The 14715-nt window shown below is 72.6% G+C and carries 13 protein-coding genes; 6 read left to right on the forward strand and 7 right to left on the reverse strand.

Features of this window, described 5'->3' with window-relative positions:
• Nucleotides 1-135: 135 nt before the first annotated feature.
• Nucleotides 136-777: a response regulator gene (locus tag ACFRFC_RS31750; protein ID WP_382685689.1), complete on the reverse strand. Its 642-nt coding sequence runs from the start codon at nt 775-777 to the stop codon at nt 136-138.
• A complete protein-coding gene (locus ACFRFC_RS31755; protein WP_382685687.1) occupies nt 774-1979 on the reverse strand; it encodes a sensor histidine kinase in 1206 nt (401 codons plus the stop codon). The genes ACFRFC_RS31750 and ACFRFC_RS31755 overlap by 4 nt, the downstream gene beginning before the upstream one ends.
• Nucleotides 1980-2131: 152 nt before the next feature.
• On the opposite strand from ACFRFC_RS31755, the gene ACFRFC_RS31760 reads away from it, so the two are divergent.
• Nucleotides 2132-2698 carry a hypothetical protein gene (locus tag ACFRFC_RS31760; RefSeq protein ID WP_382685685.1) on the forward strand — a complete coding sequence of 189 codons (567 nt, stop codon included), beginning with the start codon at nt 2132-2134 and terminating at the stop codon, nt 2696-2698.
• A 77-nt stretch (nt 2699-2775) separates the two neighbouring features.
• On the opposite strand, the gene ACFRFC_RS31765 is transcribed toward ACFRFC_RS31760, so the two are convergent.
• Complete coding sequence (locus ACFRFC_RS31765) at nt 2776-3348, reverse strand: cob(I)yrinic acid a,c-diamide adenosyltransferase (RefSeq protein WP_382685682.1); 573 nt, start codon at nt 3346-3348, stop codon at nt 2776-2778.
• A 945-nt stretch (nt 3349-4293) separates the two neighbouring features.
• Here ACFRFC_RS31765 and ACFRFC_RS31770 point away from each other — a divergent pair.
• The 3 genes from ACFRFC_RS31770 (at nt 4294) to ACFRFC_RS31780 (ending at nt 8567) form a co-directional block, all read left to right on the forward strand.
• On the forward strand, nt 4294-5142 hold the full coding sequence (locus ACFRFC_RS31770) for a 3-hydroxyacyl-CoA dehydrogenase family protein (RefSeq protein ID WP_382685679.1): 849 nt from the start codon (nt 4294-4296) through the stop codon (nt 5140-5142).
• A 220-nt stretch (nt 5143-5362) separates the two neighbouring features.
• A complete protein-coding gene (locus ACFRFC_RS31775; RefSeq protein WP_382685676.1) occupies nt 5363-5686 on the forward strand; it encodes an STAS domain-containing protein in 324 nt (107 codons plus the stop codon).
• 280 nt (nt 5687-5966) lie between these two features.
• Nucleotides 5967-8567, forward strand: a complete 2601-nt coding sequence (locus ACFRFC_RS31780; RefSeq protein WP_382685674.1) for an ATP-binding protein — start codon at nt 5967-5969, stop codon at nt 8565-8567.
• 11 nt (nt 8568-8578) lie between these two features.
• Here the strand turns inward: ACFRFC_RS31780 and nucS are convergent, their stop codons facing one another.
• Nucleotides 8579-9250: an endonuclease NucS gene (nucS, locus tag ACFRFC_RS31785; RefSeq protein WP_382685671.1), complete on the reverse strand. Its 672-nt coding sequence runs from the start codon at nt 9248-9250 to the stop codon at nt 8579-8581.
• A 296-nt stretch (nt 9251-9546) separates the two neighbouring features.
• On the opposite strand from nucS, the gene ACFRFC_RS31790 reads away from it, so the two are divergent.
• Nucleotides 9547-9939 carry an SCO5389 family protein gene (locus ACFRFC_RS31790; RefSeq protein ID WP_382685668.1) on the forward strand — a complete coding sequence of 131 codons (393 nt, stop codon included), beginning with the start codon at nt 9547-9549 and terminating at the stop codon, nt 9937-9939.
• An 884-nt stretch (nt 9940-10823) separates the two neighbouring features.
• Here the strand turns inward: ACFRFC_RS31790 and ACFRFC_RS31795 are convergent.
• Nucleotides 10824-11852, reverse strand: a complete 1029-nt coding sequence (locus ACFRFC_RS31795) for an LLM class flavin-dependent oxidoreductase (protein WP_382685665.1) — start codon at nt 11850-11852, stop codon at nt 10824-10826.
• Between the two features lie 219 nt (nt 11853-12071).
• Here ACFRFC_RS31795 and ACFRFC_RS31800 point away from each other — a divergent pair, with 219 nt between their 5' ends.
• Nucleotides 12072-12413, forward strand: coding sequence for an ATP/GTP-binding protein (locus ACFRFC_RS31800; protein ID WP_382685663.1), 342 nt, complete (start codon nt 12072-12074; stop codon nt 12411-12413).
• A 37-nt stretch (nt 12414-12450) separates the two neighbouring features.
• Here ACFRFC_RS31800 and ACFRFC_RS31805 read toward each other — a convergent pair whose 3' ends face one another.
• Both ACFRFC_RS31805 and ACFRFC_RS31810 read right to left on the reverse strand, forming a co-directional pair.
• Nucleotides 12451-13302, reverse strand: coding sequence for an ABC transporter permease (locus ACFRFC_RS31805; protein ID WP_382685660.1), 852 nt, complete (start codon nt 13300-13302; stop codon nt 12451-12453).
• Nucleotides 13299-14624, reverse strand: coding sequence for an ABC transporter ATP-binding protein (locus ACFRFC_RS31810; RefSeq protein WP_382685657.1), 1326 nt, complete (start codon nt 14622-14624; stop codon nt 13299-13301). The genes ACFRFC_RS31805 and ACFRFC_RS31810 overlap by 4 nt, the downstream gene beginning before the upstream one ends.
• Between the last annotated feature and the right edge of the window lie 91 nt (nt 14625-14715).

The following is a 14715-nucleotide window of genomic DNA, read 5'->3' on the forward strand; positions in this document are numbered from 1 at the left end:
ATAGAAAGGTCTGGACCACCGGTCAATAGGTCTGGACCATTGCCCAAGGATGTTCTGTATGGCGGCTGTGCCCCCGAGGAGCGCCCGACGAGCCCCCGAGGGCTCCTCGAAAGGCTCCCCGGGAACCCGCCGGGATCAGATCCCCAACTCCTGCGCCAGCACCGCAGCTTGCACCCGGCTGCGCAGCTCCAGCTTGCCCAGCAGTCGGCTGACGTGCGTCTTCACCGTCGCCTCCGCCATGTCGAGGCGGGCCGCGATGTCCGCGTTGGACAGTCCCTCGCCGAGCGCGGACAGCACCTCGCGCTCGCGCCGGGTGAGCGCCTCCAGGACGGCCGGATCGGTGCCCGGCCGCTTCACCGGCTTCGCCGCGAACTCCGCGATCAGACGGCGCGTCACGGCCGGCGCGATCAGACCCTCGCCGCGCGCCACCGTCCGTACCGCCTCCAGCAGATCCCGTGCCTCGGTGTTCTTCAGCAGAAAGCCCGACGCTCCCGCGCGCAGCGCCCCGAAGACATACTCGTCCAGATCGAAAGTGGTCAGTACGAGGACATCCGCGACCCCCTCGCCCACCACCGTCCGGGTCGCCGACACCCCGTCCAGACGCGGCATCTGAATGTCCATCAGCACCAGATCCGGCCGCAGTTCCCGGGCCAGCGCCACCGCCCGCTCGCCGTCCGCCGCCTCGCCGACCACCTCGATGTCGGGCGCGCTGCGCAGGATCAGCACCAGCCCGGCGCGCACGGCGGACTGGTCCTCGGCGACCAGCACTCGGATCATTCGGACTCTCCTTCGGCTACGGGCAGACACGCGCGTACGGCCCAGATCTTGCCCTGCGGCGCGTCCTCGGGTCCGGCCCCGAACGTGCCGTGCAGCAGCGTCGCCCGCTCCCGCATCCCGACCAGACCGGCCCCGGACCCGGGGGCGCGCGGCCCGTCCCGGTCGCCGTAGGGACTGGTCACCGTGACGGCGAGAGACCCGTCGCGCAGGTCCAGGGTGACGGCGACCGGGCCCGGCCCGGCATGCTTGAGCGCGTTGGTCAGCGACTCCTGGACGATCCGGTACGCCGCCATCTCGACCGGCGCGGGCAGCTGCTCCCGGTGGCCGGCGGCCAGCGTGGCGTCCAGGCCGTTGGCGCGGGCCGCGCCGATCAGGGCGTCCAGACCGTCCAGGGTGGGCGCGGCGGAGGGCTCCCGGTCGGCGCCGTCGCCGCTGTCGTCGCGCAGGATGCCGATCAGCCGGCGCATCTCCGCGAGCCCCAGCACGCTGTTCTCCCGGATCACCCCGAGGGCGTCGCGGGAGGTGTCCGGGTTGTCCAGGGAGAGGGCCGCGCTGGAGTGGATGGCGATGGCCGAGAGATGGTTGGCGACCATGTCGTGCAGCTCACGGGCGACCCGGGCCCGCTCGGCGGTCACCGCCTGTGTCCGGTCCATCTCGGCCAGCAGCGCGGTCTGCTCCGCGCGAAGCCGGGCGGTGTCGGCGGCCTCGCGGTGATTGCGCACGATCAGCCCGGTCGACGCGGGCCCGAACGCGACGATGCCGGTGGCCACGCCGATCAGCAGCGCCTCCGGGACCCGCCACAGCGCGAACGGCACGATCGTCGCTAGCACCGACAGCATGCCGGTGATCCGCGGGATCCGGCGGGCGGCGCCGGGCGTGCCGTACAGGACCGCCGCGTACATCACATCCGTGAACATCACGATCGTGACCAGGCTGCCCTGGGTGAACTGGTCCGCCAGCAGCGCGAGGGTCGCGACCGGCAGCGCGACGGCCGGGGCGGTCCGCCGCAGCACCTCCGCGCCGCATATCACCACCAGCGGCACCAGCAGCGGCCACGGTCCGTCGAACAGGACGCCCATCCCGCCCTTGGGCCGCGTTCCGAGCCCCACGGCGGCCAGCGCGACCCCGCCGATCAGCCCGGCGAGGGCGATCCGCACATCGAAGCGGTGCGGGCGGGGCAGGCGGGACAGTCGGGCGGCCATGCACCCATCCAACACGGCCGGACGGCCGGACGCCTGATCCCAGGGAAGGGGCCGCGACTGCATCTTTCGATGTACGGCGACTTCCTCACCGGCGACGACGTATCGCGGCGGGGCCGACGGGAGCCTTGAAGGGTGAACGAAGGGAGCATTCCGTGATCGTCGCCCTGATCATCGCCTGCGAGGTCGCGTTCTGGGTTCTGCTGGCCCTGGGCCTCGCCGCCCGCTATCTGCTGCGGTGGCAGCGCACCAGCGTGGCGCTGCTGCTCTGCGAGCCGCTGCTGGAGGTCGTGCTGTTCGTCGTGGCGGCGATCGACCTGCGCGGCGGCGCCGAGCCGAGCTGGAAACACGGCATCGCGGCCCTGTACATCGGGTTCACCGTGGCGTACGGCCACTACACCATCAAGTGGCTGGACGGCCACGCCGCCCACCGCTTCGCCGGGGCGCCCCGCCCGCCCAAGCCGCCGGGTTACGGCATGGCCCGAGCCGTTCACGAAGGCAAGCTGTGGATCCGTACCGTCGTCGCGGTGGCGGTCGCCTGCGCCCTGCTCCAGGCCGCGATCTGGTACGTCGGGGACGGCGGCGACACCTCGTCGCTGCGCAGCTTCCAGTGGGCGGCCCTGCGGGTGGCCGGCATCCACGGCCTGATCGCCCTCACGTACGCGATCTGGCCGAAGAAGGCACCGGCGGAGCCCTCGGAGAAGGAGCATGCCCGGTACTGAGCGGCGACGGCCGGGCGGCTGCACGGCTCAGGGCCGGGCCGGCGGGACCCGGCACCCGGCCGGGCCCTACCCGGGTGTCACCGCTCCCCACCCGGCACCCACAGCACATCCCCCACGTCCTTGTTCGCCACCCGGGCCAGAATGAACAGCAGGTCGGACAGCCGGTTGAGATAGGTCGCGGTGAGCGGATTCATCGTCTCGCCGTGACTCTCCAGTGCCGTCCACGTCGACCGCTCCGCCCGCCGGACCACCGTGCACGCCTGATGCAGCAGCGCCGCGCCCGCCGTGCCGCCCGGCAGGATGAAGGAGCGCAGCTTCTGCACCCGCTCGTTGAAGCGGTCGCAGTCCGCCTCCAGCCGGTCGATGTAGAACTGCTCGACCCGCAGCGGCGGGAACTCGGGCTTCTCCACCACCGGCGTCGACAGGTCCGCGCCCACGTCGAACAGGTCGTTCTGGACCCGGGTGAGGACCGCCGCCGTCTCCTCGTCCAGCGCGCCCAGCGCGAGCGCCGTGCCGATCGCCGCGTTCGCCTCGTTGGCGTCGGCGTACGCGGCGATGCGCGGGTCGGTCTTGGGGACCCGGCTCATGTCACCGAGGTTCGTGGTGCCCTTGTCCCCGGTCCTCGTGTAGATACGCGTCAGATTGACCATGAGGCCAGCGTAATTACGCCCCGCCGCTCCGGGAGACCCGTGTGCCGACTGTCACGGCACCTCCCGCGGGTCGGGGGCCGGATGGCTCAGCGGCATGGCCCGGAACAGGGCGTCCCGCGCGGGCGAACCGCTGCCGAACTGATCGCGGCTCGCCCGCGCGCACCACGCCGTCACACCGGCCGTCGGCCGTCGGCCGTCGGCCAGGATGGGTCCTCACCCACGCGGTACGCGGCCCGGCGTGACACCCGCCCGGAGCGCTGGACGAGGTGACCGCCGCGCGGGCCCCGGGTGCCGCCGTACGGAGACCGCGCGACCGCGCGACCGGGCGTGCGGGTGGCCGGGCGTGCGGGTGGCCGGGGGCCAGGAGACGCCGTACGTGTGCGTGTGGCCGGGGGCGGCAGATCGCCGTATGTGTGTGCGGGTGGCCGGGGGCCAGGAGACGCCGTACGTGTGCGTGTGGCCGGGGGCAGCAGATCGCCGTACGCGTGTGCGCGTGGCCGGGCCGGCAGATCGCCGTACGCGTGTGCGCGTGGCCGGGCCGGCAGACCGCCGTACGCGTGTGCGCATGGCCGGGGCCGGCCCACCGCCGCGTGCCGGACGGATGCTCATACGGCACACCCCGCCCGCCCGTCAGATCAACGCCCGCCCATGAGAGGCCCGCACACGTCCCACCCCGGACCTCACGCGGCCTCGCGGGCCCCAACCCGCCCCGGCTCAGCAGCCCACACGCCCCGCCCCAAAGGCCCCCCGAACCCCCGCCCGACAGCCCCCGCCAACCCGCTCATCCGAACTCCCTACAACCGTCGATGTGATGGTCGGACCACCGTCGGTGTGATGTCCGTCATGTGAGACGTGACGCGCGTTACTAAGCGGTCACACAGCCCCTTGCGCCCGCTAAGGTCCGGCCAGGGACACAACGACAGCGTGTATCAGGGGAGTCGCACAGTGGCACGGAAGCTCGCCGTCATCGGGGCCGGCCTCATGGGTTCCGGCATCGCCCAGGTCTCCGCGCAGGCGGGCTGGGACGTCGTCCTGCGTGACATCACCGGGGACGCGCTGCGGCGGGGCACCGACGGCATCGAGGCGTCGCTGGAGAAGTTCGTCGCCAAAGGGAAGCTGGAGGCGCACGACGCCGACGCCGCGCTCGCCCGGATCACCACGACCACCGACCTGGAAGCCGCCGCCGACGCGGACGTTGTCATCGAGGCCGTGTTCGAGAAGCTCGACGTCAAGCATGACATCTTCCGCACCCTGGACCGACTGGTGAAGGACGACGCGATCCTCGCGTCCAACACCTCCGCCATCCCGATCACCAAGATCGCGGCGGTCACCGACCGCCCCGAACGGGTCGTCGGCGTCCACTTCTTCTCGCCGGTACCGATGATGAAGCTGTGCGAACTGGTGCGCGGCCACAAGACCGGTGACGAAACCCTCGCCATCGCGCGGGAGTTCGCCGAGTCCACCGGCAAGACCTGCATCGTCGTCAACCGGGACGTGGCCGGCTTCGTGACCACCCGGCTCATCTCCGCGCTGGTCGTCGAGGCCGCCAAGCTCTGCGAGTCGGGCGTCGCCACCGCCGAGGACATCGACCTGGCCTGCAAACTGGGCTTCGGCCACGCCATGGGCCCGCTCGCCACGGCCGACCTCACCGGCGTCGACATCCTGCTGCACGCCACCAGCAACATCTACACCGAGACCCAGGACGAGAAGTTCGCCCCGCCGGAGCTGATGCGCCGGATGGTGGACGCCGGTGACATCGGGCGCAAGAGCGGGCAGGGCTTCTACAGCCACTGAGCCCGCACACGCGGCCGATCAGCCGCACAAACCCCTGGGGCATCACACCTCGGGGTGAATTCGGTATCGGTTCGCTCACAGACGGCAACCAGGGAGCGCCCAGCGCAGTCAGAGGTTGCGTCGACGCACATCGCAATACATATGGCAACGCACACCGCACATCACCATCGCATCGGACATCACCACCGCGAAGCAACACGACGCATCACGGGGAGCGCATATGCACATCAGGGGCGACCACGCCGAGCTGGTCGTCGGGGGCCGCCTCGACGTCCGCAGCGCGGCGGACGCCCGAACGGCCCTGCACACAGCGGTCGACGACGGCGTCGGCGATCTCATCCTGGACCTGTCCGAACTGGACTCCTGGGACGCCACCGGACTCGGAGTGATCATGGGGGCGCACCGGCGGGCCGGACGCTGCGGCCGACGCCTGGTGCTGCGCGACGTACCGCCGCAGATGAAACGCCTGCTGGTCGCCACCCGGCTGCACCGGATCCTCGCCATCGAGGGCGGCATCGGGGTGGAGTCACTGCCCCGCGTATGACCCGGCAGGGCACGGGCGCACCGTGACGGCCTGTGGTGCAGACCGCAGGACGGGTGGGACGCACGCGCGGAAACCCGTGCGACGCACACAATTCTCACGAGACCGTGACCTGTCGGACGGCCCGGTACCCCGGGCTGTCGTAGATACTGTGCAAAGGTTTACGGTTCGAATGCCCGCCGCCCGAACACCCTGAAGCGGGCACCGGACCAGAAGCGACAGCGCAGTGTGCAGCAGGCCGGGAGGGGCCCACGCCACGACGCTTTTGGGGGGCTTGAAACCGATGGACCCGATCAACCGGGGACCCGAGGGCCACGGCCACGAAGGCGACGGCGAGCCGCCGCGCCCGCGCCCGCCCCGGGACTCCCTCGCCCAGGACTTCGGCCAGCACACACCCGCTCTGGCCCGTACGACACAGCTCGTCACCGGCGAACTGCTGCTCACCGTCAACCCCGTCGACGGCAGCGAGATCGAGATCTGCCCGCCCGGCGAACGTCCGGCCCGGCCCGGCAAGCTCGGCGCCGAGGCCCGCGCCGCGGCCGCCCGCGCCGCCGCCCCGCCCGTGCCACCCGGCCCCGCCCGGCCCGAGCTGCCGTTGCTGGGCCGCCAGGGGGAGCGCGACCGGCTCGTACGGCTGCTCGCTCGGGGCCGTTCGGTACGCCTCACCGGCCCCGGCGGCTCCGGCCGCACCCGGCTGCTCGACCTGGTCGCCGGCGACTGCGCCGACCTCGCGCCCGACGGCGTGGTCCGGCTCAGCGGCGTCGGCCGCAGCCCCGACGACCTGCTCCACGACCTCTTCTACGCCGTCCACGAAGCGCCCCGGTACCGGCCCGACGGCGACGAACTGCGCGCGCTGCTCGCCGAGGTGGGCGCGGTCGTGGCCGTCGACGACATCGAGTTCGGCGGCACCGCGCTCGATGAACTCCTCGACGCCACCCCCGAGTGCGCCTTCGTGTTCGCCGCGACCCCGGAGATCGCCGCGCCGTCCGCCGGGTCCGCCGTGGAGGAGGTCGTCCTCAGCGGCCTCGACCGGGCCGGTGGACTGGATCTGCTGGCCCGGGCCGTCGGCCGGCCGCTCACCGAGGAGGAGGCCAACTGGGCCGGCGACCTGTGGTTCGAGTCCGAGGGCCTGCCGCTGCGGTTCGTGCAGGCCGGCGCCCTGCTGCGGCAGCGCGACCGGCTGCGGGCCGGCGCTGACGCCCTCGACGAGTTCGGCGTCTTCCAGGAACTGCCCGGACTGCCCGAACTCCCCGCCCCGCCCTTCGACGCCGTACCCGGCGCCCCGGTCTTCGACGAGATCCCGCTGCCTTCGCTGGGCGAGGGTGCCGCCCCCGCCGCGCTGCTCGCCTCGCGGCTGAGCCCCGCCGCCCGCGCCACCCTGCGGTTCGCGGTCGCACTCGACGGCGAGGTGCCGCACCAGGCGCATCTGCCCGCGCTGGTCGGCGACACCCACGCGGACGCCGCTCTCGGCGAGCTGCTGAGCTGCGCCCTGGTCTCCCCGGCGGGCCCCCGCTACCGGCTGGCGGCCGGGGTCCTGACCCAGCTGGCGGCCGCCGACTACGCCGACGACATCGAGGCCCAGGCCCTCACCGCCGCCCGGCACTACGCCTGGTGGGCCGGACACCCCTCCGTGACCCCGGAACGCGTGTGCGCCGAGGCCGACGCGCTGCTCGCCGCGCTCGGCGTGCTGGTGCCGCTCACCACCGCGCCGGAGGAGGGCGCGGAGAGCGTCGTCGTGCGGCTGGCCCGTACGGCGGCACCCGCGTTCGCCGCGGGACTGCACTGGAGCGCCTGGGAACGGGCGCTGCGCGCGGGCGGCGAGGCGTCCCGGCTCTCCGGCGAGGTCGCGGACCAGGCCTACTTCCACCATGAGCTGGGCGTCCTCGCCCTGTGCGGCGGACGGCTGGACCGGGCCCGTACGGAACTGGAGACGTCCATCGGCCTGCGCGCGGCGCTCGCCGACAAGCGTGGCACGGTCTCCGGACGCCGGGCGCTGGCCCTCGTCGACGACCGCGCGGGCACCACGCCGGGCGTCGGCGTCCTGGCCCTCGGCGCCACCGTGGGGGAGGCGGTGCCCGGGGCCCGCTCCGCGGAGCCGGCGTTCCCGCCCGGCCCGGTGCCGACCGGGCTCGGCGAGTTCCCGCCGTTGCAGCGGCTGGACGACGGCACGCTGGTGACCCACCGCAGCGGCCCCGGCTCCCGCAAGGCCCGCGGCGGACTGCGCGGCTTCGCCCGGCGCAACCTGGTGGCCGCCGGAGCGGGCGCCCTGCTGGCCGCCGTGCTCGGTACGGTCGTCACCCTCGGCGCCACCTCCAGCAGCGAGGGCGATCCGCCGGCCGACCAGGTCGGCGTCAACCCGTCCGCGAGCCAGGACATCGGCGACGACAACCTGGGCGCCGACACGTCGGACGACAGCGGCACCGGCTCGGCGACCCCCCGGCACACCGACCCCGGCCCCGACGGCACACTCGGCACGACGGACGACCCGACACCGGCCGCCACGGCCGGCACCGGCGAGCCGTCGGACGAGCCGAGCGGCACACAGGGCAGCGGCGGTACGTCGCCTTCGCCTTCGCCGAGCCAGAACTCACCGCGCCCGTCGACCTCGAACTCGGACCGGCCGTCGTCCTCGCCGTCGTCCAACTCGCCGTCGACGTCGCCCACACCCACGGATTCGGAATCGGAGTCGGAATCGCCGTCAGAGTCGCCCACCGACACCCCGGAACCGCCGTCCGACACCCCGACGGGCCCCACCACGTCCGACTCGGCGAGCGGGCCCGCCCCCAGCACGACGGTGAGCGCCCCGCAGCCGACCGAAGGCTCCGGGGGGTCCGAGGCGACCGGAGAGGGAACGCCGGGCGATGCGTCGGTCTCCGGGATCTGACGTCCCGTAGATCAGAACAGCCGCAGTTTGTCGTCCTCGATGCCCCGCAGGGCGTTGTAGTCCAGGACCTGGCAGCCGATGCCGCGGTCCGTGGCGAGGACCCGGGCCTGCGGCTTGATCTCCTGCGCGGCGAAGACACCGCGGACCGGCGCGAGATGGGGGTCGCGGTTGAGGAGTTCCAGATAGCGGGTCAGCTGCTCGACGCCGTCGATCTCGCCGCGCCGCTTGATCTCCACCGCGACCGTCCGGCCGTCGGCGTCACGGCACAGGATGTCGACCGGGCCGATGGCGGTCATGTACTCACGGCGGATCAGGGTGTAGCCGTCGCCGAGGGTCTCGATCCGGTCGGCGAGGAGTTCCTGGAGGTGTGCTTCCACGCCATCCTTGATCAGGCCGGGATCGAGGCCGAGTTCGTGCGACGAGTCGTGGAGGATCTCCTCCATGGTGATGATCAGCTTCTCACCGCCCTTGTTGACGACCGTCCAGACGCCGTCCTCGTCGCCGCTGCCCTCCTTCAGCGTGCACGGCGGCGACATCCAGTTGAGCGGCTTGTAGGCGCGGTCGTCCGCATGGATCGAGACGCTGCCGTCCGCCTTCACCAGGATCAGACGGGGTGCGGTGGGCAGATGGGCGGTGAGCCGGCCGGCGTAGTCGACCGAGCAGCGGGCGATGACGAGACGCATGGTCGGCAACGCTACTCGACCCGCACGGGTCCGCGCGATTCGCCCGGGGCCCGTCCATCCCGCACGCCCCGGGCCGCCCGGGACACTGCCCGAGTTCTGTTAGATCACTCCTGTTCGTCCCTGGCCGATTGTGCGCGTAAAGCGTCCACCGGGTGTGCCTATTCGCCTGGTGCCACTCCGAACAGTTGCCTACGGTATGAACGGGAGGTCGCGAGCTGTGTACGCACCGTGTTCGGCGTCGCCCTCCCATTTCTGTCCGGCAACCCCTGCTCGTCGGGGGTGCGAGAGGAGAACCCATGTCGCTCGACGTCTCACCGGCCCTACTCGAACAGGCCGAGCGAGGCGAGGTCGACGAAGCAGCCTTCGTCGACTGCGTCCGGACCTCCCTGCCTTACGCGTGGGAGATGGTCAGCTCCCTGGTGGCCCAGCTGAAGGTGGACGGCGGTCACTTCGCCGACAACCAGACGCCCCCGCCGGACGAGCAGGCACGCGGTCAGTTGCTGCGTGCGCTCGCGAGTGACGCGATCCGCGGTGCGCTCCAGCGGCACTTCGGTGTGCGGCTGGCCTTCCAGAACTGCCACCGGGTGGCGGTGTTCCCGCTGGACGCCTCGGCGGACGACAGGCTGGCCCGCTTCACGTCGATCCGTGGTCAGCTGCTCAACCAGTCCTCGGAACTCCGGGACTGCTGAGTCGGCTCGGGCCTTTGCTTGCCGCTCCGGACGCGGGAGGTGCGATCAGTACCGGAGCGGCAGGTTACCCGGCGACGGGCGCCGCCGCGCGGCGGCGCCTCGCGGGGGAGCGCCTTGCCGGGGAGAGCCTCGCGGGGCGGTGCCCTGCGGGGCACTCCCTGTGGGGTCACACCGCGCGGGGCACTTCCTGTGGGGCATTCGCTGGGAGGGCACCTTGCGGGGCGGTGCCTTGTGGGGGTTTTGGGGCACGTCTTAGGGGGCGGTGCCTCGCGAGGAACGGAGAGCGGGTCGCGGGCGGCGGGGAGCATCTCGCGGTGAGCGATCCGTGGCGGATCCGTCCGCCGGGGCCGTGAGTCGGGCCGTACGCCGGGCCTGTACGCCGGGCCGTGTCCTGAGTCCGTACGCCGGGGCCGTGTCCCGGGCCTGTTTCCTGAGTCAGTGCGCCGGGCCCGTCTCTTGAGTCTTGTACGCCGGGTGCGTCTCCCGGTCCGCGTCCCGGCCCGTACGCCGGGCCGGTGTCCCGGGCCAGTCTCCTTGGCCCGTGCGTCGGCCCGTGCCCCGAGTCCGTACGCCGGGCCGTCTCTTTGGCCTGTACCCCGGTCCCGTACCCCGGGCCCGTGTCCTGAGCCCAAAGGCCGGACCGGTGTCCCGGGCCCGCGCGCTGGTTCGCCGCGCCAGATGCGGAGGGCGTCGAGCCCCTGGACCGAACCAGGCCCGAGCCTGGCACCGAGCCCTGCCCGAGTCCGTTGCCCAGCCCAAGCCCATGTCGCGCCCGACCCCGTCGCCCCGCCCCGGGCCCCCCGCTGCCCGGCACCCCCTGCGCGACCGCCCCCGCCCGGCAGCCCCCCCGCCCACCCATCGCCCACCCATCGCCCACCCATCGCTCACCCCAGCTGGGCCAGTACCTCGGTGCCCAGTCGTCGTACGTTCTCCTCCGTTGCCGCCAGGTCTCCCGAGCCCTCGACGAGCAGGGCGAAGCGGGAGATGCCGGTCCGCTCGCCGGTCGCCGCGAGCCGGTCGGCGCACAGCCGGGGGGTGCCCACCGGGTGCAGCCCGCACAGCAGTTCGGTGTACGCCAGCGGATCGCGCATCCGCCGCTCCCGGCCGTCGACCGTCATATGGGCGTCGAGCCCCTGCTTCAGCCAGCCCGGCATCGACTTCAGCAGCGTCTCCTGCGCGTCCGTGTGCCGGTCGGCGATCTGGCAGACGCCCGCGGAGACATGGCCCGCGCCCCGGACCTCCTCCTCACCGCGTCCGGCGGCCCGCGCGCAACCGCGCCACAGGGTCACCATCTCGGCCTTCTCCTCGTCGCCGATATGCATGCCGAGCAGCATCGGCAGCCCCCGCTCGGCGGCCATCCGCACGCTCCCCGGCGAGGTGCACGCGACCAGCAGCTCGGGACCCGGGGCGCACGGCAGCGCCTGCGACGGTCTCGGGACGACGGTCACCTCACGGAAGGCGTAGCGCTCGCCGCACGCGTCGACCGACGGCTCGCTCAGCCAGCGGGCCAGCAGATCGAGTGATTCCGGGTACCCCTTCTCGTACGCCTCCAGACCCGCGCCGAAGACCTCCAGGTCCACCCAGGGTCCGCCGCGCCCGACGCCGAGGGAGAAGCGGCCGCCGCTCGTCACATGCAGCAGCGCGGCCTGCTCGCCGAGAGAGACGGGGTGGGTGGTGGGCAGCACGCTGACCGCCGTACCGACCCGGATGCGCTGGGTGCGGCCCAGTATCAGCGCGGCCAGGGTGACGGCCGACGGGCAGACGCCGTACGGCACGAAGTGGTGCTCGGCCAGCCAGACCGAGTCGAGACCGGCCTCCTCGGCGACCTCGGCCGAGCGGACCGCGCGATGCAGCGCCTCCGCCTGGCCCTGACCCGGGAACTGGGCCGCCAACACGAATGTTCCAACGCGCATGTCTTCCTGCTTCCTCGGCTCCGACGCGGAGCTCCCCCACCCGGCATAACCGTCTGACACGTGCCGAGGTCACGGCCTGGCGAAGAGATATGCGGATAGTCGGGAGAATGCGGGGAGACCGTGGGGGACTTGCGGGTCTTCGGTGCTCCGCGTACCCCGGTCCGCGCCGCGTAGGCTTGAGCCGGACCCTGCTCCCTGTATAGCCCCGTGAGGTGTTCCGTGTCCCCGCGTCGCAACCGACCCAAGGGCCCGAAGGGTGCCGACCCCTCCGCCGACGGCGCCGGGGACGACGGCCCCGGGCGCTACGGCGGCTGGCAGTCCTCGGTGCGCTGGCAGGGCGAGGAGTGGAACGTCCGGCATGTGGCCGGGGCGAGCGCGCAGGGCAAGTCGTACCGCTGTCCGGGGTGCGATCAGCTGATCCCCGACGGTGTCCCGCATGTCGTCGTCTGGCCCGACCACTCAGGGGTGGACGACCGGCGGCACTGGCACAAGGCGTGCTGGAACGCGCGGGACCGCCGCACCACACGGGTGCAGCGGTCCAGAAACGCGCCGAAGTTCTAGCGCCTCGCCGCCTCCGACGCCCTCCCGGCCGCCGGTCCTACACGTCCCGCCGCTCCAGCAGCGCGTACGCGCCGGCGAAGGCGGCGGCGGTGACGCCGATGATGATCCACAGCGGGTCCCAGCCGGAGGGGCCGGACTCGCTGAGGGAGTTGGCGTAGAAGATGGAGAGCTGGTTCGGGATCGAGTACTCGAACAGCGCGTCGCGGATGGGCTCCAGTGACGAGGAGAACATGAACAGCGCGATCACCAGCGGCGCCAGCACGGCGGCGATCATGATGGTGATGGCGCCCGCCGAGTGCCGGATGATCGAGCCGATGATCAGCGAGAGCAGCCCGAGCAGCGCGATGTAGAGCGAGATGCCGACGGTGGCCTTGAGCCACTCCTGGGCGGTCGGCTCCCGGGCCCCCGTCAGCAGGGAACTCTGCACGATCGCGACGAATCCGACCGACACCAGGGTCACCACGAAGGCCAGCGCGAAGAACACGATCGACTTCGCCGCCAGCACCCGGCCGCGGGTGGGGCAGGCGGTCATCGTGGTACGGATCATGCCCGTGCCGTACTCGGAGGCGGTGGTCAGCACACCCAGGGTGATGATGCACATGCAGCCGAGCAGCAGCCCGAAGAAACCGAGGGCGAGCGGGCTCTCGCCGCCCAGATCGGCCTCGGTGGTGTTGCTGCTGACGATCAGCGCGGTCAGCAGGCCGATGCCGACGACCAGCACCACGAAGACACCGAGCGTCCAGATCGTGGAGCGGACCGACTTGATCTTCGTCCACTCCGAGGCGACCGCGTGCCCGAGGTGCGTACGGACCACGGGGATCGGCGAGGTGTAGCCCGGGTACGCGACTCCGGGCGCGGCCTGCGGCAGAGGGGGCTGGGGCGTGCTCATCGGGGGTCCTCGGGCTTGGTGGGGTCGGAGGGGGCCGGGGCGGCGGCGGGGGCAGCGGCAGCGGGCGCGGGTGCAGGCGTCTGCGGGGCGCCCGGCGCGGCGGGCGCGGGCGCGGGCGTCTGCGAGGTGGCCGGCGCGGCGGGAGCGGGCGCGGGCGTCTGCGAGGTGGCCGGCGCGGCGGGAGCGGGCTGCGGAACCGGCGCCGGGGCCTGCTGCGGGGCCGGGGGCTGCTGGAGGTACGGGTTGACCCCCTGCGCGGGCGCGCCCGGCGGCCGTATCGCGAACGGCTGGCCGCCCTGGTGCGGCGGCGGGGGCGCGTACCAGCCCGGCTGGCCCTGGCCCGGGACCGGGGGCGGCGGCTGGACACCCGGCGGCAGCTGCTGCTGGAGGCCGGACTTCTGGTCGGTGGTGGAGCGGTAGTCGACGGCGCCCGCCGTCATCCGCATGTACGCCTCCTCCAGCGACGCCTGGTGCGGGGACAGCTCCCACAGCCGTACGTCGCTGTCATGGGCGATGTCACTGATCCGCGGCAGCTGCAGCCCGGTCACCCGCAGCGCGCCGTCCGGCTCGGGCAGCACATGGCCGCCGGCCTCGGCGAGCGCGGACGCCAGCTTCTCGCGCAGCTGGGGATCGGTGTCGGGGGTGCGGACCCGGGCGAACCCGGCGGAGTTCGCGGCGATGAAGTCCTGCACGCTCATGTCGGCCAGCAGCTGGCCACGGCCGATCACGACGAGGTGGTCGGCGGTCAGCGCCATCTCGCTCATCAGATGCGAGGAGACGAAGACCGTACGGCCCTCGGCGGCGAGCGATTTCATCAGGTTGCGGACCCAGAGGATGCCCTCGGGATCGAGGCCGTTGACCGGCTCGTCGAAGAGCAGCACCTGGGGGTCGCCGAGCAGTGCTCCGGCGATGCCCAGGCGCTGGCCCATGCCGAGGGAGAAGCCCTTGGAACGCCGGGTGGCGACGTCCTGGAGGCCGACCACGCCGAGTACCTCGTCGACCCGGCGGGCCGGGATGCCGGAGAGCTGGGCGAGGCTCAGCAGATGGTTGCGGGCCGACCGGCCGCCGTGCACCGCCTTGGCGTCCAGCAGGGCACCGACCTGCCGGGGCGCGTTGGGCAGCTTGCGGTAGGGATGACCGCCGATGGTCACATGACCCGACGTCGGGTTGTCCAGGCCGAGGATCATCCGCATCGTGGTCGACTTGCCCGAGCCGTTGGGCCCGAGGAAGCCGGTGACCGTGCCCGGACGGACCTGGAAGGACAGGTTGTACACAGCGGTCTTGTCGCCGTAGCGCTTGGTCAGGCCGACTGCTTCGATCATGCTCCGCACCCACAAAATGGCTCAGGACAGCGGGGCACACGCCCCCCGTAAGGGTTAGGAGGATATCCGGGCTCCACCGGTTCCGGCCAAG

The sequence above is a fragment of the Streptomyces sp. NPDC056734 genome (assembly GCF_042790455.1).
Classification (GTDB): Bacteria; Actinomycetota; Actinomycetes; order Streptomycetales; family Streptomycetaceae; genus Streptomyces.

Excerpts from the sequence above, each read along its gene's own strand:
- ACFRFC_RS31750 (WP_382685689.1), bottom strand. The coding sequence starts at position 777 with ATGATCCGAGTGCTGGTCGCCGAGGACCAGTCCGCCGTGCGCGCCGGG.
- ACFRFC_RS31755 (WP_382685687.1), bottom strand. The coding sequence starts at position 1,979 with ATGGCCGCCCGACTGTCCCGCCTGCCCCGCCCGCACCGCTTCGATGTG.
- ACFRFC_RS31765 (WP_382685682.1), bottom strand. The coding sequence starts at position 3,348 with ATGGTCAATCTGACGCGTATCTACACGAGGACCGGGGACAAGGGCACC.
- ACFRFC_RS31775 (WP_382685676.1), top strand. The coding sequence starts at position 5,363 with ATGCACATCAGGGGCGACCACGCCGAGCTGGTCGTCGGGGGCCGCCTC.
- ACFRFC_RS31780 (WP_382685674.1), top strand. The coding sequence starts at position 5,967 with ATGGACCCGATCAACCGGGGACCCGAGGGCCACGGCCACGAAGGCGAC.
- nucS (WP_382685671.1), bottom strand. The coding sequence starts at position 9,250 with ATGCGTCTCGTCATCGCCCGCTGCTCGGTCGACTACGCCGGCCGGCTC.
- ACFRFC_RS31790 (WP_382685668.1), top strand. The coding sequence starts at position 9,547 with ATGTCGCTCGACGTCTCACCGGCCCTACTCGAACAGGCCGAGCGAGGC.
- ACFRFC_RS31795 (WP_382685665.1), bottom strand. The coding sequence starts at position 11,852 with ATGCGCGTTGGAACATTCGTGTTGGCGGCCCAGTTCCCGGGTCAGGGC.
- ACFRFC_RS31805 (WP_382685660.1), bottom strand. The coding sequence starts at position 13,302 with ATGAGCACGCCCCAGCCCCCTCTGCCGCAGGCCGCGCCCGGAGTCGCG.
- ACFRFC_RS31810 (WP_382685657.1), bottom strand. The coding sequence starts at position 14,624 with ATGATCGAAGCAGTCGGCCTGACCAAGCGCTACGGCGACAAGACCGCT.